This is a genomic window from Pseudomonas sp. (genome assembly GCF_030683065.1).
Classification (GTDB): Bacteria; Pseudomonadota; Gammaproteobacteria; order Pseudomonadales; family Pseudomonadaceae; genus Aquipseudomonas.
The window spans coordinates 1-17,690 of sequence record NZ_JAUXMX010000010.1; the positions used below are offsets into that span (position 1 = coordinate 1).

The window sequence follows — 17,690 nt, forward strand, 5'->3', positions numbered from 1 at the left end:
GCCCGATCAGGAGCACATGAGCGGATTTTCATTATGGCTCAAGGCACCTAATGCCTTAATTAGAAGCCGGATATACGGAAGCAGTCGTACCTAGGTTCGTTTGAAGAGCGTATCACTGGCAAAACGGGGGGAGTCCATATATGGATAAGCCCTGGCGCAATCCGGGAGATGCGTTTGGCTGATCAGGTGGCCGGGCCGCGCTCGGGCGTCCTCAGATGCCTTGGGGTGTCTCTTCGCCGCCCAGGGCTTCGAACAGCGCGGGGAGAAACTCGACGAAGGTCAGCATCATCAAGGTGAAGCTTGCGTCCTGCTGGCCGAGATCGTCGTCGCCGCCATCCTGCTCGGCCTGATCCTGCAACAAGTCTTCGAAGCGCAGGCGCTTGACCACTAGTTTGTCGTCGAGCATGAACGACAGCTTGTCTTGCCAGGCCAGGGACAGTTGGGTGACCTGTTTGCCGGAGGTCATGTGCAGCTGGATTTCATCGCCAGTCAGGTCCTGGCGTTTGCAGCGCACTACGCCGCCGTCTTCGTGGGTGTCACGCAGCTCGCATTCGTCGAGTACATGGAAGTCGTCGGCAGCTTTTTGCGTCTTGACCCACTCGGTCATGGTCGCGCTGGGGGCGATCTTCACGGTCAGTGGGCGAACTGGCAACGAACCGATGGCCTCGCGCAGGGTTGAAAGCAGGTCTTCCGCGCGTTTCGGGCTGGAGGCATTGACCAGAATCAGGCCCTGCTTCGGTGCGATGGCGGCGAAGGTCGCCGACTTGCGGATAAAGGCACGCGGCAGGAACGCTTGCACGATTTCATCCTTGAGCTGGTCGCGTTCTTTCTTATAGACCTTGCGCATCTGCTCGGCTTCGATCTCGTCGACTTTTTCCTTCAAGGCATCACGTACCACGCTTCCTGGCAGGATGCGGTCTTCCTTGCGCGCCGCGATCAGCAAAAAGTCGCCGCTAACATGCACCATTGGTGCATCGCCGCCCTTGCCGAAGGGAGCGATGAAGCCATAAGTGGTCAGCTCCTGGCTGGCGCAGGGACGCGCTGGCTTGGCGGCCAGTGCAGCTTCGAGTGCCTCGCTGTCAAAGGGGATGTCTTGGGTGAGGCGATAAACCAGCAGGTTACGAAACCACATGAGGGGGTAACTCTCCATATAACGTGAAGTCGCGAAGCGGCGCCAACTCGATTGCTCTTCTCCCTAGTGGGGAAGGTGGCGCGCCGCGACGTATGAGGGAAGCGGGTATGTTGTCAAAGGCGCTAATGGTTCGGTGTGCCTATTGCGGCAGCATACCGTTTAATCCGAGGCGCGCATTATTCTCCCCTTGGCGTCTGAGGCCAACCCTGCGCTAAGCCTTTGGCACGTCGATAGAAAATTTTTAAATCAGTGCTTGCCAAGGTGGATTCTGCTGTCTATGATGCGCCCCACTTCGAGAGTGAAGGGTGATTAGCTCAGCTGGGAGAGCATCTGCCTTACAAGCAGAGGGTCGGCGGTTCGATCCCGTCATCACCCACCAACTCGCTTTTGAAGTTACGCGCAGCGGTAGTTCAGTCGGTTAGAATACCGGCCTGTCACGCCGGGGGTCGCGGGTTCGAGTCCCGTCCGCTGCGCCATTTTTTACCTCGCTCCATGCCTGCTACACCCATTCCGAAACACTCGCTACATCCCTGATCTAATTCGCTTAAACACTTGAACTAATACATATTTCTCCGTTCGTATCCCTGTAGCCAGTGATTGCGGCAGCCTGCTAAGCTCGCGCCTTCACTCGATTGCCCTAGGGCGCACCGAACAAGGAATAAGCATGAAACAGCATCGTTTAGCGGCGGCGGTTGCCCTGGTGGGCTTGGTTCTCGCAGGTTGCGATTCGCAAACCAGCGCAGAGCTTGAGACTCCGGCGCAGAAAGCCTCCTATGGTATCGGCCTGAACATGGGCAAGAGCCTGGCACAGGAAGGTATGGATGACCTGGATTCGAACGCCGTAGCCCAGGGCATCGAAGATGCAATCGGCAAGAAAGAACAGCGCCTGAAAGATGATGAGCTGGTTGAAGCCTTCGCGTTCCTGCAGAAGCGTGCAGAAGAGCGCATGGCTGTCATGAGCGAGGAGTCTGCCCAGGCGGGCAAGAAATTCCTCGAAGAAAACGGCAAGCGTGAAGGTGTGGTTACCACCGAGTCCGGCTTGCAGTACGAAGTACTGAAGAAAGCCGAAGGCAATCAGCCAAAAGCCAGTGACGTGGTGAGCGTGCACTACGAGGGCAAATTGACCGATGGCAGTGTGTTCGACAGCTCCGTCGAGCGCGGTAGCCCAATCGAGTTGCCTGTAAGCGGTGTGATTCCGGGCTGGGTCGAAGGTTTGCAGTTGATGCACGTTGGCGAAAAGTACAAGCTTTATATCCCGAGTGAGCTGGCCTATGGCGAGCAGAGCCCGACTCCGGCGATTCCGGCCAATTCGGTGCTGGTGTTCGAGTTGGAGCTGCTGGAAATCAAGGCTGCCAGTGCTGAATAGCATGTGCTAGGTCTTTGGCTGGCTTGGGAGGCGCTCAGTCTCGGCAAGTCGCCAACGCTGCAGACAACGCCCCGTTTCGACGGGGCGTTGTCGTTTTCGTCGATTGAAAAACGAACTTGAGCCTGACTGATAGGTCGGAAAATAGACCTCAATGGAATTCTGGCGCCACAGTTATGCACATTTCATCCAGTCTCTGGCATGACCCTGTGATGCACTTCTTTAAAAACTCTTTGCAAAATTTAAATTATTGATTTAAAACAAATTTTTCAGCTGGATGAAAAATGTCCGATCTGTAGCGAGGCCGCATGGGGTGGGCGTTTGATCGGCTCATCTGGAATCTGTTCACAAGGTTATCCACAGCTTCAGTGGATAACCCAAGCGAGGCCAGCAGCCATGCGGGTTAACGGGGAACGCTTATGAAGCAGCCGTGGAATTTTTCCAGTTACCTGCGCCGGGCACCGGGTTTTTTACGCCGTGGGCGGTTGCCGGCGTTGTTGTTGGCAGTGGCGCGAAAGAGTGGCAAGCAAGGCCAACGGCTCAGCGGCCTGAAAGATGATTTGCGGCTCCTGCAAGGACTCTGCATGGCGTGGTGGCGTGGTGAGTACCGAGCCATCAGTTCCCAGGCGCTACTGGCAGTAGTGGCGGCGCTGGTGTATTTCGTCACGCCACTGGACGCGCTGCCGGACTGGTTGCCAGTGGTCGGTTTTATCGATGATCTTGCCGTGCTGGCTTGGGTGCTGCGCACTTGGAGCGAGGAGCTGGCGGCATTCAGGGCCTGGCGAGAGGCACAAGCGCCCGAAGCGCTTGAGGTTATCGAGCGGTTGCCTGATGGGCCAGCTCTGCGGTTGGACCAGCCTGAACCCTGAAAAAAGGCGCTGTCCCCGTTAGCTGTTGCAGATAGGTTGGTGTGAGCCGTGCAGCAGGTAGTGGCCTGTCACTTGCTGTAGGCCGCTTATTGCTTCGGCGCGGGTCAGGCGGTGCCTTGCCGCAAATCTGGCTGCGGCCTCGTGATGGGCAGCCATGCAGCCATGCAGCCATGCAGCGACGCCAGTAGCTGAGGTCGGCCGTCAGGCTCGACACATTCAGCGGGCGCCCCAGCGAGGCTCCTGGCGCTTCACGTCACCCTGGCACGTTACTTTGGCAAAGCCTGGGCAGCATAGGTCGCACCCTTGGACTATCGGGCTGTTAACATAGCGCCCTGCAAGGAAAGTGCTGAGGCTGTCGGTACTGCTTTCCACGGAGAGTCGAAAATGAAAGTGCAAGTAATCAAGCGTGATGGCGAGCCCGAATATGCGGTACTGCCCTGGGCCGATTACCTGGCCTTGTTGCAGGCCTCTGGCCACGCTGCGCAAGTGCCGCAAGTGCCGCAAGTGCCGCAAGCGGCTGTGGGCGGAGTCAAGCCGGCGCTGAACGAGTTGACGCGTTTGCGTGAAGAAAAGGGCCTGTCGCTACAAGAGTTGGCGCGTACGGTGGGAATCAGTCCACATTACCTGGGCATGATAGAAAGCGCCGAGCGCCAGCCGGATGCTGCCATCAAGCGGGCCTTGGCCTGGACGCTCGGCGTCGCTGGCTGGGAGGAGAAGCTTTGAGCGTAAGTATCAGTCGTCAGCACTGGCAAGCCCTGCTCGATGAGCTGGAGGACGCCCGGCGCCAGCGCCATCTGCTGACCTATCGGGCATTGGTCGAGCGTTTGGCCTTGCCGACGCCTGCCATGCAAACGCTCACCGCGGCGCTGGAGCACCTGGCCTCAATGGACGTCAAGGCTGAGCGGCCATTGCGCAGCGCCCTGGTGATTAGTCAGGGCGCCAGCCGGCTGCCACGCACGGGGTTCTTCGACTGTGTGACTCGTCTTGGCCGCTTTAGCGGTGCATCGGACGGTGTCGCCGCAGCGTCCTGGCATGCGGCCGAAGTGGTGCGGGTGTTTGAATTCGATTACTCCGAGGGTCTCTAGGTGCTTTGGCGACTACGTGCACGGGTCGGCTATGTTGTAGCGCGACGGCTTTTTCACTGGGCGTGGTTCGTCAAGCAACCACGTGGTTGGCGCTGGCTGGAAGGTCAGTTCGCACGCATGGCCAATCTGGACAATCTTGCCGCGCAGAGTTTCTACGGGCATATCCTGCTGTTTCGTGGCCAGGGTTTTGCTGCCCGTGAAGAAGGCGTGCGTTTGTTGCGCCTGGCTGCCACGGGTGGCGATGCCAAGGCCGCTTATCAGCTCGGTGCGCTGAGTCTGGCGGGTGATACCCGGCAAGCGCCCGACGGCCTTGATGCGGCGCACTGGTGGGCGCTGGCGGCCACGGCTGGCCACCCCCTGGCTGCCCAGCGTTTGGCTGATCTATACCGTGTTGGCGGTCCTGGCTTGCCAGCCGATACCGAGCAGGCGGCGCGCTTTGTCCAGCGGGCGCAAGAACTGGGTCTGTAGCGGGTAGGCGGTCATGGCTACCCGCGGGTAAGCTGGCGTGCTACTGATCCGCTGATCCGCTGATCCCGTGAGCCGGCAGCCCGCAGCAGGGCGGCCAGAGCACCGCAAATTCGCCGCCCTGACCCATGCTGCAAACCGCCGATAGCGAGATCGCCTTACGCCGAGAGTTTTTGCGTATCGATGATATGCATGCTGTAGCCGGGTACCGCCTTGGCGTGGCGCTTGGCCTCCGAGGCAAGACCTGCGAGCTGACCGGCGTCCAATTGCGCGCACTGTTCCGGGCGCAGCTGCACTACGCCCAGGGACAGGGAGAGCAGCGCAAATTCCTGGCGCTGGCCCTGGCGGCTATGGGCGACCAGGCAGCCTGCTTGCAGATGCTCAGCACTATAGAAGCGGCGACATTGACTTTGAAAGTCTTCCAGCAGGTGATTGAGGCGTGCGCGCCAATCGTGCGAGCCGAGCACTAGCAAGAAGTCATCGCCACCAATATGGCCGACAAAATCACGTGCCGGGTCGACTCGCTCGTTCAGGCATTGCGCCAGACTCAGGAGTACCTCGTCGCCCTTGGCATAGCCATACAGGTCGTTGAACGGCTTGAAGTTGTCGATATCCACATAGCAGATAACGGCTTCGCGGGTTTGTTGCAGCAGGCGAGTCAGGCACTGCTGGATAGGTACGTTACCCGGCAGCAGAGTCAGCGGATTGGCGTAGCGAGCCTGCTGGATCTTCTCTTCGGTGATCAGCTTGAGCACGTCGATCACCCGGCCAAGTCCCAGGTAGCTACCGTCCTGGGTGATGATGAAGTCTTCCTCGATGCGCTGCCGGGCTCGGCTGGTGAGCAGGCGACTGACTTTTTGCAGCGACTGTTTCAGTTCGACGGCGAGGAAGTCACTGCTCATCAGGCGGCTGATCGGTTTGCGCGCAAACAGGTCGGTGGCGAAGGGCTTGAGCAGCGCTTCAGACAGCGCATGGCGGTTGACGATACCGACCGGTTGGCCGTGCTCATCGACGACGGCCAGGGAGTTCAGATTGGCTTGGGCGCGGAAGGCTTCCAGTACCTCGGCGATCGTCGTGTGTTGGGCCACGGCAGGTTGTTCGTTGAGCAGGGCCGTGAGGTTGCTGCCTTCCTCACTCAAGATCAGCGCATTGCCATCAAGCTTCGGCAACAGCTCTTGTGCGTCGTGTGGTGGTTGTTCTTGCGGGCGACAGAGTAGATAGCCTTGCAGCAGGTCAATACCCATCTCTGCCAGGACGATGAGTTCTTCTTTCAGCTCGATACCTTCAGCAATCACCTGTGCACGCGACGCCTTGGCCATCTTCAGGATCGAGCCGACGAACTCACGCTTGACCGCATCCTGATGAATGCCGTCGATGAAGTGACGGTCTATTTTCACGTAGTCAGGGCGCAACTCGGACCACATGCGCAAGCTCGAATAGCCCGCGCCCAAGTCGTCCAGGGCAATCGAAAAGCCCATGGCGCGGTAGTGGTGCAGAGCTGTATCGAGGAGGGCAAAGTCGTCGGTGGGCGACTGTTCAGTCAGCTCAATCACCACCTGGCTGGGCGGGATGCCATAGGCTTGCAGCAGCTGCAGGGTTCGGCCGGGTTGATGGCCGGGTTCCAGCAATGATTCCGGGGAGACATTGAGGAACAGCTTGCCCGGCAGCTTTAGTTCGCTAAAGCGCCGACAGGCATTCTTGCGACAGGCCACTTCCAGCTCGCCCAGCCGTCCGGCATTGCGTGCGACGGCGAACAGATTGATTGGTGAGTGCAGAGGGCTGTTGGACGGGCCGCGTGTCAGGGCTTCGTAGCCAAGGATGCGTCGTTCGGAAAGGCTGACGATCGGCTGGAATAAACTATGCAGGTCGCCGTGAGCGAGAATGTGGTTCAGCGCGCTCAGTTGCTCGGTGACGGTCATGAGAGATCTCGATATGCATAAAAACGAAGGGGCTGATATCGCTATCAGCCCCTTCATTTCACGACAGATTGATGACCATTTGATGACAGCCCTAAGCGACGAGCCCTTAGTGTTTGGCCAGTCTCGAGCTCAGCCCCAAGAAGTCCAGGAGGATGTGCCCGCTTTCGGCAAGAAAGGCATCGTCTTCCGGTTTGGTTTTTTCAGGCTCGACCGGGGTGGCGTCTTCATCTTCTATTTTCAGTTCGCTCAGCAGGGTTTCCCCCTTGGCTTTGCGGCGGCTGTTTTCGATCACTAACTGCTGCGCTTCTATATCAGCCTGTTGCGCGCGGCGTTTGCTTTCATTGAGGCTGACGCTGGTTTCACTCATGAGCTTCTGTGCCAGCGCAAGACGTTCACGGGTGAAGGTGAAGTCTGGATTTTTTGCCGTTCGGCTATCGTAGCGAGACTGCAATTCTTCCAGGAACGGCTTGATCGGGTCCAGTTCCGGGGTGATTGCCGCCTTGATGCTGTCCCACGGTAAGGCCTCTGGCAGGGCGCTTTCGCCGATTTCCTTGGTGTCCATTACGTCGGGGTACTGGATGTCCGGGATCACGCCCTGGTGTTGGGTGCTTTGCCCGGAAACGCGGTAGAACTTGGCCAGAGTCAGCTTCAGCTCACCGTGATTGAGCGGCTGAATAGTCTGCACCGTGCCCTTGCCGAAGGTTTGGCCGCCGAGGATCAGTGCGCGGTGATAGTCCTGCATCGCGCCGGCGAAAATCTCCGATGCCGAGGCCGACAGGCGATTGACCAGTACCGCCAGCGGGCCTTTGTAGTAAATGCCGGTATTTTCATCGGCCAGCACATCGACTCGGCCGTCGCTGTTACGTACCAGAACGGTTGGCCCCTGGTCGATAAACAGCCCGGTCAGTTCGGTGGCTTCCTGCAATGAGCCGCCGCCGTTGTTGCGCAGGTCGATAACCACGCCGTCAACATTTTCCTGCTCAAGTTCTGTGATCAGGCGTTTGACGTCGCGGGTTGTGCTCTTGTAATTCGGATCGCCAGCGCGAAACGCTTTGAAATCCAGGTAGAACGCAGGAATTTCAATGATGCCCAGTTTGTAGTCGCGCCCCTCGTGGTTGAGTTGCAGTACGGACTTCTTCGCCGCCTGCTCTTCCAGCTTGACCGCTTCGCGCGTGATATTGACCACCCTGCTGGTATCGTCATTCGGCGCATTGCTTGCTGGAATCACTTCCAGGCGCACCAGTGAGCCTTTCGGGCCGCGGATCAGTTTGACCACTTCGTCCAGGCGCCAGCCGATCACATCGACCATGTCGTCGCCGCCCTGGGCAACACCGATGATTTTGTCTGCCGGTGCAATCTGCTTGCTCTTGTCGGCCGGGCCTGCGGGCACCAGGCGGACAACCTTGACGTGCTCATTATCGCTTTGCAGCACCGCACCAATACCTTCCAGCGACAGGCTCATATTGATGTCGAAGTTCTCCGCGCTGTCCGGGGAGAGGTAAGTGGTATGCGGGTCGTAGGACATGGCAAAAGCGTTGATGTAGGCCTGGAATATATCCTCGCCGCGAGTCTGGCGCAGGCGTGCCTGCTGACTCTTGTAGCGCTTGACCAGCAACTCCTGAATAGCCTTGGGTTCCTTGCCGGCGATTTTCAGGCGCAACACTTCATCTTTGACGCGCTTGCGCCATAGCTCGTCCAGTTCGGCCAGGTCCCTGGCCCAAGGGGCTTCCTCACGATCGATCAGCAGACTTTCGTCGATAGTGAAGTCAATCTTGTCGACGCCTTGTTCAAGCATGTTCAGGGCGAATTGCAAGCGGCTTTGCAGGCGCTCAAGGTGGCGCTTGTAGATATGAAAGCCCGGCCCCAGATTGCCATTTTTCAGCAGGTCATCGAACTGGCTGCGCCACTGGTCGAACTCGCGGATGTCACCCGCAGTAAAGTAGCTGCGCGAGGGGTCGAGCATCTTCAGGTAACCCTGATAAATCTTCAGCGAGCGCTCATCGTTGAGCGGAGGCTTGTTGTAGTGATGCCTATTGAGCAGTTCTACGACATTCAGGCTGGCGATGACTTGCTCGCGATTTGGCTGCAAGTATTCCCACGGATCAGCACTGGTGGTTTTCGCTGACAACGGCAAAGCGCTTAAGCCAAGGCTCAAGGCGAGGAGGGTGCTAAGCAGTGATCGCTTCATGCTGACTCGACGTGGGGACAATTGATAACGCATATTAGGCCATCTATCAGGGCGCCAGGTTCCATCGGCGCAATGCAAAAGCCCGACGTTGAAGCGTCGGACTCGGTTCAAATGCACTATGGAGGCAGCGTGAAGGCATTGCAAGGCGTTGAAGGCCGCGTGGAGTGGGCGCAGCAGCCCGCCCCGGTCTGTGATATTGGGCAGATTCGTATTCGAGTGGCGGCCGCCGGGCTGAACCGGGCTGACCTGTTGCAGTGTGCGGGTCTGTATCCGCCGCCGCCGGGGGTCAGCGAGATATTGGGGCTGGAATGTGCTGGGGTGGTCTCTGAGGTCGGAGCTGGCAGTGACTGGAAGGTTGGTGATCGGGTCTGTGCGTTGCTGGCTGGCGGCGGCATGGCCGAAGAAGTGGTAATCGATTCACGCCACGTCTTGCCAGTGCCCGAGGGTGTGTCACTGCATGAAGCGGCTGCCTTGCCGGAGGTGTACGCCACGGCCTGGCTCAATCTGTTCCAGTTGGCTGGCTTGAAACCTGGTGAGAAGGTTTTGCTGCATGCGGGCGCCAGTGGGGTGGGTTCGGCCGCGATCCAGTTATGTAAGGCATTTGGCAGCCCATGCTGGGTCAGTGTTGGCTCGGCTGAGCGGCTGGCCTATTGCGAAGCTCTGGGTGCTCAGGCAGGCGCGCTGCGTGATCAAGACGACTTGCAAGCCTTGCGCGATTTTGGCCCTTTCGATGTAATTCTCGACCCGGTAGGTGGCAATTACGCCGCGCTGAACCTGGCGTTGCTGGCGCTAGATGGTCGCTGGGTGAATATCGGCCTGATGGGCGGGCGCAAGGCCGAACTGGACCTGGGGTTGCTGTTGGGCAAACGTATTAACTTGATCGGTTCGACCCTGCGCAGCCGCGATGATCAGTTCAAGGCTGACCTGCTGCGTGATCTGCAACAACAGGTGTGGCCGCTGTTTGCCGAAGGGCGACTCAAACCGCAGCTGGCGCGTAGCTTTGCAGTGGGTGATGCGCAATTGGCCTTCGCCGAACTGGCGAGTAACCGGGTTAATGGCAAGCTGGTGCTAGTCATAGACCCAACCCTGGTATGAAGACCGGGCGATTGACTTAATCAATCGATACCATGGCGTCAATTAATAAGCTTTTTTCGAATAAGGGGCTAAAATGGCCCCTGTAAATTTCTCATCCCTCATCTAACCCTCACAAGGAATCAGAGATGTCCCTCATCAATACCCAAGTTCAACCGTTCAAGGCCAACGCTTTTCACAACGGCAAGTTCATCGAAGTGACCGAGCAGTCCCTGAAAGGCCAGTGGTCGGTACTGATCTTCATGCCTGCTGCCTTTACCTTCAACTGCCCGACTGAGATCGAAGACGCGGCCAACAACTACGCTGCGTTCCGTGATGCCGGCACTGAAGTTTACATCGTCACCACCGACACTCATTTCTCGCACAAAGTCTGGCACGAAACTTCGCCTGCCGTAGGCAAGGCTCAGTTCCCACTGGTTGGTGATCCTACTCACGCGCTGACCCGTGCTTTCGGTGTGCACATTGAAGAAGAAGGCCTGGCCCTGCGCGGCACCTTCCTGATCAATCCGGAAGGCATGATCAAGACTGTTGAAATTCACTCGAACGAAATCGCGCGTGACGTTTCGGAAACCCTGCGCAAGCTGCAAGCTGCCCAGTACACCGCTGCTCATCCGGGTGAAGTGTGACCAGCCAAGTGGAAAGAAGGCGAGAAGACTCTGGCTCCTTCCCTGGACCTGGTTGGCAAGATCTAAAAACGCTCGCAAAGCTGCCGCCCTGATGCTGGCGGCGCTTTGCAACCCGTTTACTGCTGATACACGCGCTTAAGGCTGTTACCCAGCCTTCCAGTGTGGAACGCCCGGGCGCGATCCGCCCGGGCGTTTTAGTTTCTGAATTTTGTTAATAGGGATACTTGACTCATGTTGGACGCCACGCTTAAAGCCCAATTGAAGGCCTATCTGGAAAAGGTCACTCAACCGTTCGAGATCGTTGCGTCCCTTGATGACAGCGACAAATCCCGTGAACTGAGTGCTCTGTTGCACGACATCGTCAGCCTGACTGACAAGATTTCTTTGCGTGAAGACGGCAGCGATAGCCGCGTACCGTCATTCTCGCTGGATCGCCCTGGGGCCGGTATCAGCCTGCGCTTTGCCGGAATTCCCATGGGCCACGAGTTCACCTCGCTGGTGCTGGCGTTGCTTCACGTTGGCGGCCATCCGTCCAAGGCTGCAGCTGACGTAATTGAGCAGATCAAAGGCATCGAAGGCGAGTTCAATTTCGAAACCTATTACTCATTGTCCTGCCAGAACTGCCCGGACGTGGTTCAGGCGCTGAACCTGATGGCGGTGCTCAATCCCAATATTCGCCACGTTGCCATCGACGGCGCGTTGTTCCAGGCTGAAGTCGAAGCGCGGCAGATCATGTCGGTACCCAGCCTCTACCTGAATGGCGAGCTGTTCGGCCAGGGCCGTATGGGCGTGGAAGAAATCATCGCCAAGATCGACACCAATGCCGGTGCCCGCGATGCCGACAAGCTCAATGGCAAAGAGGCCTTCGATGTGCTGGTGGTCGGTGGCGGCCCTGCGGGTGCTTCTGCGGCTATTTATGCGGCGCGTAAAGGCATTCGTACCGGCGTCGCGGCAGAGCGTTTCGGTGGTCAGGTGCTCGATACCATGTCCATCGAGAACTTCATCTCGGTACAGGAAACAGAAGGGCCGAAGCTGGCCCGTGCTCTGGAAGAGCACGTCAAGCAGTACCACGTGGACATCATGAACCTGCAGCGTGCCAGCGCCATCATTCCGGCCACCCAGGCGGGCGGCTTGCATGAGGTGCGGTTTGACAGCGGCGCGTCGCTCAAGGCCAAGACCCTGATTCTTGCCACCGGTGCACGCTGGAGGGAGATGAACGTACCCGGCGAGCAGCAATACCGTGGCAAAGGCGTGGCTTACTGCCCGCATTGCGATGGCCCGCTGTTCAAGGGCAAGCGGGTCGCGGTTATTGGCGGCGGTAACTCTGGCGTCGAGGCGGCCATTGACCTGGCCGGCATCGTCGCCCATGTCACCCTGATCGAGTTCGACAGTCAGTTGCGCGCGGATGCCGTGCTGCAGAACAAGCTCAACAGCATGCCCAACGTGACCATCCTCAAGAGTGCCTTGACCAGCGAAGTGCTGGGCGACGGACAGAAGGTCAAGGCGCTGGTCTACAAGGATCGCATCACCGACGATCTGCACACCGTGGAGCTGGAAGGTATCTTCGTGCAGATCGGTCTGCTGCCCAATAGCGATTGGCTCAAGGGCGTGATCGAGTTGTCACCGCGCGGCGAGATCATCGTCGATGCCAAGGGTGGCACTAACGTGCCAGGTATATTCGCAGCTGGCGACGTCACCACCGTGCCATATAAGCAGATCGTGATCGCTGTCGGTGAGGGCGCCAAGGCATCCCTCAGCGCCTTCGATCACCTGATTCGCAGCGTCTGATCGACTGACCGGGTGTGGGGCGCACTCTAGCGACTGCGCTCGCTGTGGCGCTGGGCAAGCGTGCAGAAAAACGCCACATATTGCGCATGCCCACCGCAGAAGACCACATCCAGGCCAAGTGGGTCGGCGGGGTCGCTGATGCCTTCGGCTGCTGGCCAGGGGGCCAGGTTCGGCTCGTCGGCCCTGCGCTGCAGGTGCGCTGCATTAAGGCCAGGGCGATCGACTTCATCGCCGCTGCTGTCGATGTAGAGCACGCAGTTGTTGCTGTAGTAGGCTTTGCCTAGCGCCTGCACCAAGGTCAGGAAGCCACGGTCGCTGCCACCGCGCAGTTGCCGCGTCTGGCCATCCACTATGGCGCTAGATGAGGTGATGGTATCGCCGACGCCGACGATGCGTGGCATCTGGGCTGGATCGAAGCGCTCGCGCGCCAGTTGCAGCAGGGCGCTATGTTCGCGCGGAGCCTGTCGGGCGTTGAAGTCGGCGCCCAACGGGTAGTGCCCGGTGTGTTGGTAGTAGTAGTGATTAAGGATCAGCAGTACGCCGACTTCCTTGATCGCGCCTTTGAGCATGAACTGAAAGTCGGTGGTGCCGGCATTTTCGCCAGTGCTGTACTTGATTCGTTCCTGGCCTAGGTCGTCGCTGCCGAGGTTGGGTGCGTAGTGGACGAAAAAGGATTCTCGCAGTTGGCAGGCGCTAGCCTGCTGTTGCAGGTGTTCCATGAAGCCTGCGACCGCTTGTTGCACCTGTAGATAGAGTGCCGGCTGGTTACTGAAGTGCTGGTAGAAGCTGTTGATATTGATAGTCGGCGAGGCGAGGTTGTCCAGTACGCTGGCGTCAACCAGCGGTGTGATCGCGCAAGCGTCGAGGGCGTAGGGCGGTGCAGCCAGCAACTGGCGAAGAAAGTGCTCGGCCTTGCCCGGTATTGTCCGTAAAAAGGTCAGCTCCGCCTCGCTTACGCCGGGATGAGAGACACTGCCGTAGCGGTCCTGCAACTGCACGCCGCCAGCGGCCAGTCCGGGTAAGTAGAGGCCTTGCTCGCGGGCCTGTGCTGGGGCGTCGAGGGCGTTGTCGACGATGTTGTTTACCCCGCGCCTGCCGATGTGTTCGCCATTGGTCAGGACGAAGAAATGCCCTGCCAACTGGTTGGCTGCATGCACATAGCGGCTTTCGATCGTGCGGGTTAGCGGGTCGCGTGCCAGGCCCATGCAGACACCGTCCAGGTCCTGAATGATCAGCAGTTTGTCGGTGGCGACGAGGGAGTCGAGCAGGCGGGAATGATCGAGTGAAAAGTGCGGGCTGTTTTTAGTCATGCGTTTATCTTACCCACAGTACCCGGCTCGACCAAATTCGTACGGCTATGAGCTTGCCGCTACTGCGGTTCGTAGGCATGGGACTGGGGGTGCCCCGGTTCCTAAGGTTTCGCGTTGTTCTTGTAGGAGGGGACTTGTCCGCGAATGGATCTTTGCCCTAGCGAGGGTGCGCAGGCACGGGACTGGGCGTGCCCCAGTGCCTGCAGGGCTGCGCTGCGCGTGTAAGAGTCCGTTGGTCGGCTCGATTGGTGGCGCACGCCGTAAGTCGGGATGGATAACGTGCGGTGTATCCACTTTTTTATGGCGTCATGGCACTATCCACGCTGATTTTTAATGGATTGGCAGTATTCATACCCACCACAGCACTTTGCCGCAATTATCGTCTTTATAGTGCTGCTCAATAACCAAACATCATTAATGTAATAGGGTTCTAGCTTGACCGAAACCAACCTCTCAGAAGGCGAGATGCGCCGCGCTCTCGGCCTCGATCCAGCTCCGTCAAAACAACATCAGCCGCAGACCAAACCCCCTTCCAGTTACACACTCGTCGAATTGAGCGTGCGCAACAACGGTGGTCCGCCTTTTCGCTTCGAGCATCGTTCGCGCTCGATCAGCACCCTCACCGCCCAACTCGAAGCCGAAAAAGCCGCGCGTGCCAAGGGCTATGAAGTCTGGGTGCTGCTGGATATTCGGCAAATTTCCGAGTAGTGGCTGGTTGCTGTACTGGTGACTAAGCGGTGTTGAATCGAGGTTGATCTGCCTGCCCATGGCGTGCCTGCGCGGTCTTGAACCCGCACCGGCAGCGCTCTTTGGCACTGGCGCGACTGGTATTGGCAGACCAGCGCTGCGCGCGAGTCGCCATTGGCGGTACTGTGCAGTGTTGCTGTCAAATAACGCTCGACCTCCTTGAGGCAGGTGCTGTCTCAGCGGCATCGGTGGGCTAGTGTTATCCGTAGATGACGAGGTGACAGCACAACGCTTCACCCCTGCGAACTCTCTTGCAAGCACCTGTTCTGCGCCGTGTAAGCCATCGATTGAGGATTATCTATGTCGCCAACAGCAGCGCTGTCCCGTCAACCGACCATCGGCGTCGCCAATGCGAGTGCCACACGAAGGGCGCTGCTGCTTATCTCAGCCTTGTTGCTTGTGTTGTTTGTCGTGGCCAGTTTCGCGCTGGTACAGATTGCCCTGCAGCAGAACAGTCGGGCTAGCGAGCAAGGTTTTTTCTATGTGGAAAAAGCCGTGGAGGCTCGGCAGAAGTCGATCCTGACGGCGATCTCCGACTATGCCTTTTGGGGTGATGCTTACCAGCATCTGCATGCCACGGTCGATCTTGACTGGGCCTATACGCGGCAGAATCTAGGCCCCAGCCTGTTCGATGATTTCGTCTTCGAAGGCGTGTTTGTCGTCGCACCCAACGGCTCCACCTCCTATGCGGTGGTCGACGGCAAGCTCGTTGACACCTCGGTGCAGCAATGGCTCGGTCACGACATAACTGCGCTGCTCGCTCAGGCGCGCGAGCAGGCCGAGGATGAAGAACCGCTCACAGGCTTTATGCAAATAGCCGGTCAACCGGCGCTGGTTGCTGCTGCAGGCTTTACCTCCGGCGGTGACCCGCAGGTAGTCGGCGTGCCGGGCCCGACCTCAGTTTTGCTCTTCGTTGACCTGCTCGGACCAAACAAGTTGCAGGCGCTTGGAGAGGATTTCGGTATCGATCAGCTGCATGTGGCTAACGCCTCCGCTGATCTGCCTGGGGAGCCCCCATTGCGTTTGGCTACCATCAACGGCGAGCCGCTGCTGTTGGCTTGGCAGCCAGCCCGGCCCGGCGATCAGTTGCTGTACTTGATTCTGCCGCTGCTGACCCTGGCTGGGAGCATTGTGGCGCTGGTCACCTGGTTGACCCTGCGCCGGGTTATGGCTTCCGCGCGTGAGATGCAAGTCAGCTACGCCTCCCTGTATGCCAGTCAGCGAGCCCTGGCGACCAGTGAAGCGCGCTTTCGCGATGTGGCCGAAGCTGCCTCGGACTGGATTTGGGAAGTCGATGCCGAGTTGCGTCTGACCTATTTGTCCACGCGTTTTCAGGCGGTGACCGGGCATGCCGAGAGCGACTGGCTGGGGCGTCCGATCGATGAGTTCATCGAGTGCCCCGGTGGTCTGTCCACCTGGCTGAGCAAGCGCAAGACCCGGGCGGCCAATGGCACCCGGCAATGTCATTACCGCGCCCAGGACGGTCGTCTGCGTACCTGTCGACTCGCCATGCGCACTGTTGCGGATTCGCAGGTTAGCTGCGGTTACCGCGGAACTGTCAGTGACATTACCGAAGAAGTTGAGGCGCGGGCGCGTATCGAACACCTGTCGCTGCATGATGCGCTGACCGGTTTGCCGAACCGCAACCGCATGCAGGAATTTCTCGACGGTAAGCTCAAGGCCCGGCCGACCACGGACAAGCCGCTGCTGATGCTGAGCCTCGATCTCGACCGGTTCAAGCAGGTCAACGACTCTTTCGGCCACGAGGTGGGCGATCAGGTACTCAACGAGGTTTCCCGGCGCTTGCGTCTGTGCCTGCGCGATGGCGATCTGGTCGCCCGCATGGGCGGTGACGAGTTCATCCTTATCGTCAGTGGCATATCCGCTCAGGAGGAAGTAGAGCGCCTGTGCGAGCGTTTGATTGCCAGCATCGAACAGCCATTCGAGATCGACAACCACAGTATCTTTATTGGCACTAGCATTGGCGTAGCCATGGCGCCCGTCGATGCCTGCGTGGCCGAAGAGTTGCTTCGCTACGCGGATATCGCCTTGTACGAGGCCAAGGGGGCCGGGCGCAATACCTGGCGCTTTTATGCCAGCGATATGAACGAGCGGGCTGTCGAGCGCCGTCAGCTAGAAAGTGATCTGCGCCACGCGTTGAAAAACGACGAACTGCGCCTGCTCCTGCAGCCGCGATACAGCGTCAGCAGCAAGCGCATGGTCGCGGCTGAAGCGCTGGTTCGCTGGGAGCATCCGCAACGCGGCCTGCTGGCCCCGGATACTTTTATTTCAATTGCTGAGACCACCGGCTTGATCGTGCCCCTGAGTTCCTGGGTGCTGCATACCGCGTGCACGGAAGCCATGAGTTGGGACGAGGAATTGATTGTTTCGGTCAACCTGTCGCCGGTGGAGTTCCAACGCGGGCACTTGGTTGAACGGGTACAAAGTGTGCTCGATGCAACCGGCTTGCCGGCGTCCAGGCTGGAATTGGAACTCACCGAGAGCGTCCTGCTGGAGGATGCCGAAGGTGCGCTGGTGATCATGCAGGCGCTCAAGGATTTAGGCGTCAGGCTGGCCATGGATGACTTTGGTACGGGCTATTCTTCCCTCGGCTATCTGCGCACATTCCCTTTCGATGGGCTGAAGATCGATCGCAGTTTTGTGTCCGACCTGGACGGTTGCGAGAGCAGCGAGGCAATCATCAAAGCGATTATTGGTCTTGGTCGAGCGCTCTCCCTGACGGTGACGGCTGAAGGCGTGGAGTCGCAGGAGCAACTCGATATTCTGCAGCGCCACGAGTGTGAAGAGGCCCAGGGCTACTTCCTCGATCGGCCGATGCAGCCGGCCCTGTTACGCAGTGCGCTGGAGCGTCTGGAGCAAGGTGTATGAGCTGGGCTGTCAGGCGGCCCGGTTGTCGCCGAGCCTGGTAGCCTCCCGGTTGGTCCCCAGGAGGGTCTGCCACGTCTTCGACACCGCGCTGTTGCGCAGCAAACTGTGTAGGAGCCTGGGGGACGCCTAGTCCTTGCTGCGGTTCGGCGCTCCGACGATGCTTTTGATCTGCAAAGATCGCCAGCAAGCTGGCTCCTACAGAAAACGCCATAACTCA

13 protein-coding genes, 2 tRNA genes and 1 pseudogene are annotated in these 17,690 nt (G+C 58.7%); 12 read left to right on the forward strand and 4 right to left on the reverse strand.

Translation table 11 applies throughout. From position 1 onward, the window contains the following. Positions 1 to 211: 211 nt before the first annotated feature. A complete protein-coding gene (gene rdgC, locus Q8K09_RS02595; RefSeq protein ID WP_305253467.1) occupies positions 212 to 1,132 on the reverse strand; it encodes a recombination-associated protein RdgC in 921 nt (306 codons plus the stop codon). A gap of 303 nt (positions 1,133 to 1,435) precedes the next feature. Here rdgC and Q8K09_RS02600 point away from each other — a divergent pair. From Q8K09_RS02600 to Q8K09_RS02630, 7 genes are all read left to right on the forward strand, one after another. Next, a tRNA-Val gene (locus Q8K09_RS02600) sits at positions 1,436 to 1,511 on the forward strand. 20 nt (positions 1,512 to 1,531) lie between these two features. Further along, positions 1,532 to 1,608: transfer RNA gene (locus tag Q8K09_RS02605), tRNA-Asp, on the forward strand. 188 nt (positions 1,609 to 1,796) lie between these two features. After that, entirely contained in the window at positions 1,797 to 2,498 is a 702-nt protein-coding gene (locus Q8K09_RS02610; protein WP_305253468.1) for an FKBP-type peptidyl-prolyl cis-trans isomerase, read from the forward strand. A 416-nt stretch (positions 2,499 to 2,914) separates the two neighbouring features. Beyond that, entirely contained in the window at positions 2,915 to 3,364 is a 450-nt protein-coding gene (locus Q8K09_RS02615; RefSeq protein ID WP_305253469.1) for a YkvA family protein, read from the forward strand. Between the two features lie 384 nt (positions 3,365 to 3,748). Then, positions 3,749 to 4,087 carry a helix-turn-helix transcriptional regulator gene (locus tag Q8K09_RS02620; RefSeq protein WP_305253470.1) on the forward strand — a complete coding sequence of 113 codons (339 nt, stop codon included), beginning with the start codon at positions 3,749 to 3,751 and terminating at the stop codon, positions 4,085 to 4,087. Further along, a complete protein-coding gene (locus Q8K09_RS02625; protein WP_305253471.1) occupies positions 4,084 to 4,449 on the forward strand; it encodes a hypothetical protein in 366 nt (121 codons plus the stop codon). The genes Q8K09_RS02620 and Q8K09_RS02625 overlap by 4 nt, the downstream gene beginning before the upstream one ends. Then, complete coding sequence (locus Q8K09_RS02630; RefSeq protein WP_305253472.1) at positions 4,450 to 4,917, forward strand: sel1 repeat family protein; 468 nt, start codon at positions 4,450 to 4,452, stop codon at positions 4,915 to 4,917. Positions 4,918 to 5,072: 155 nt separating this feature from the next. Here Q8K09_RS02630 and Q8K09_RS02635 read toward each other — a convergent pair whose 3' ends face one another. Beyond that, entirely contained in the window at positions 5,073 to 6,833 is a 1,761-nt protein-coding gene (locus Q8K09_RS02635; protein WP_305253473.1) for a bifunctional diguanylate cyclase/phosphodiesterase, read from the reverse strand. Between the two features lie 106 nt (positions 6,834 to 6,939). Beyond that, positions 6,940 to 9,021, reverse strand: coding sequence for a carboxy terminal-processing peptidase (locus Q8K09_RS02640; protein WP_305253474.1), 2,082 nt, complete (start codon positions 9,019 to 9,021; stop codon positions 6,940 to 6,942). Between the two features lie 129 nt (positions 9,022 to 9,150). Here Q8K09_RS02640 and Q8K09_RS02645 point away from each other — a divergent pair, with 129 nt between their 5' ends. The 3 genes and pseudogenes from Q8K09_RS02645 (at position 9,151) to ahpF (ending at position 12,527) form a co-directional block, all read left to right on the forward strand. Beyond that, positions 9,151 to 10,116 carry a zinc-binding dehydrogenase gene (locus Q8K09_RS02645; protein ID WP_305253475.1) on the forward strand — a complete coding sequence of 322 codons (966 nt, stop codon included), beginning with the start codon at positions 9,151 to 9,153 and terminating at the stop codon, positions 10,114 to 10,116. Positions 10,117 to 10,241: 125 nt separating this feature from the next. Then, a pseudogene (ahpC, locus tag Q8K09_RS02650) lies at positions 10,242 to 10,805 on the forward strand (alkyl hydroperoxide reductase subunit C). A 165-nt stretch (positions 10,806 to 10,970) separates the two neighbouring features. Continuing rightward, positions 10,971 to 12,527: an alkyl hydroperoxide reductase subunit F gene (ahpF, locus tag Q8K09_RS02655; protein WP_305253476.1), complete on the forward strand. Its 1,557-nt coding sequence runs from the start codon at positions 10,971 to 10,973 to the stop codon at positions 12,525 to 12,527. Positions 12,528 to 12,553: 26 nt separating this feature from the next. Here ahpF and stpA read toward each other — a convergent pair whose 3' ends face one another. Further along, positions 12,554 to 13,837, reverse strand: a complete 1,284-nt coding sequence (gene stpA, locus Q8K09_RS02660; protein WP_305253477.1) for a glucosylglycerol 3-phosphatase — start codon at positions 13,835 to 13,837, stop codon at positions 12,554 to 12,556. 435 nt (positions 13,838 to 14,272) lie between these two features. On the opposite strand from stpA, the gene Q8K09_RS02665 reads away from it, so the two are divergent. Both Q8K09_RS02665 and Q8K09_RS02670 read left to right on the forward strand, forming a co-directional pair. Next, positions 14,273 to 14,545, forward strand: coding sequence for a hypothetical protein (locus tag Q8K09_RS02665; RefSeq protein ID WP_305253478.1), 273 nt, complete (start codon positions 14,273 to 14,275; stop codon positions 14,543 to 14,545). 339 nt (positions 14,546 to 14,884) lie between these two features. After that, positions 14,885 to 17,473, forward strand: coding sequence for an EAL domain-containing protein (locus Q8K09_RS02670; protein ID WP_305253479.1), 2,589 nt, complete (start codon positions 14,885 to 14,887; stop codon positions 17,471 to 17,473). The last annotated feature ends 217 nt before the right edge of the window (positions 17,474 to 17,690 follow it).

What these genes read in the sequence shown, in the direction of transcription:
- stpA (WP_305253477.1), bottom strand. Translation starts at nt 13,837, where the DNA reads ATGACTAAAAACAGCCCGCACTTTTCACTCGATCATTCCCGCCTGCTC.
- rdgC (WP_305253467.1), bottom strand. Translation starts at nt 1,132, where the DNA reads ATGTGGTTTCGTAACCTGCTGGTTTATCGCCTCACCCAAGACATCCCC.
- Q8K09_RS02610 (WP_305253468.1), top strand. Translation starts at nt 1,797, where the DNA reads ATGAAACAGCATCGTTTAGCGGCGGCGGTTGCCCTGGTGGGCTTGGTT.
- Q8K09_RS02640 (WP_305253474.1), bottom strand. Translation starts at nt 9,021, where the DNA reads ATGAAGCGATCACTGCTTAGCACCCTCCTCGCCTTGAGCCTTGGCTTA.
- Q8K09_RS02635 (WP_305253473.1), bottom strand. Translation starts at nt 6,833, where the DNA reads ATGACCGTCACCGAGCAACTGAGCGCGCTGAACCACATTCTCGCTCAC.
- Q8K09_RS02615 (WP_305253469.1), top strand. Translation starts at nt 2,915, where the DNA reads ATGAAGCAGCCGTGGAATTTTTCCAGTTACCTGCGCCGGGCACCGGGT.
- ahpF (WP_305253476.1), top strand. Translation starts at nt 10,971, where the DNA reads ATGTTGGACGCCACGCTTAAAGCCCAATTGAAGGCCTATCTGGAAAAG.
- Q8K09_RS02620 (WP_305253470.1), top strand. Translation starts at nt 3,749, where the DNA reads ATGAAAGTGCAAGTAATCAAGCGTGATGGCGAGCCCGAATATGCGGTA.
- Q8K09_RS02670 (WP_305253479.1), top strand. Translation starts at nt 14,885, where the DNA reads ATGTCGCCAACAGCAGCGCTGTCCCGTCAACCGACCATCGGCGTCGCC.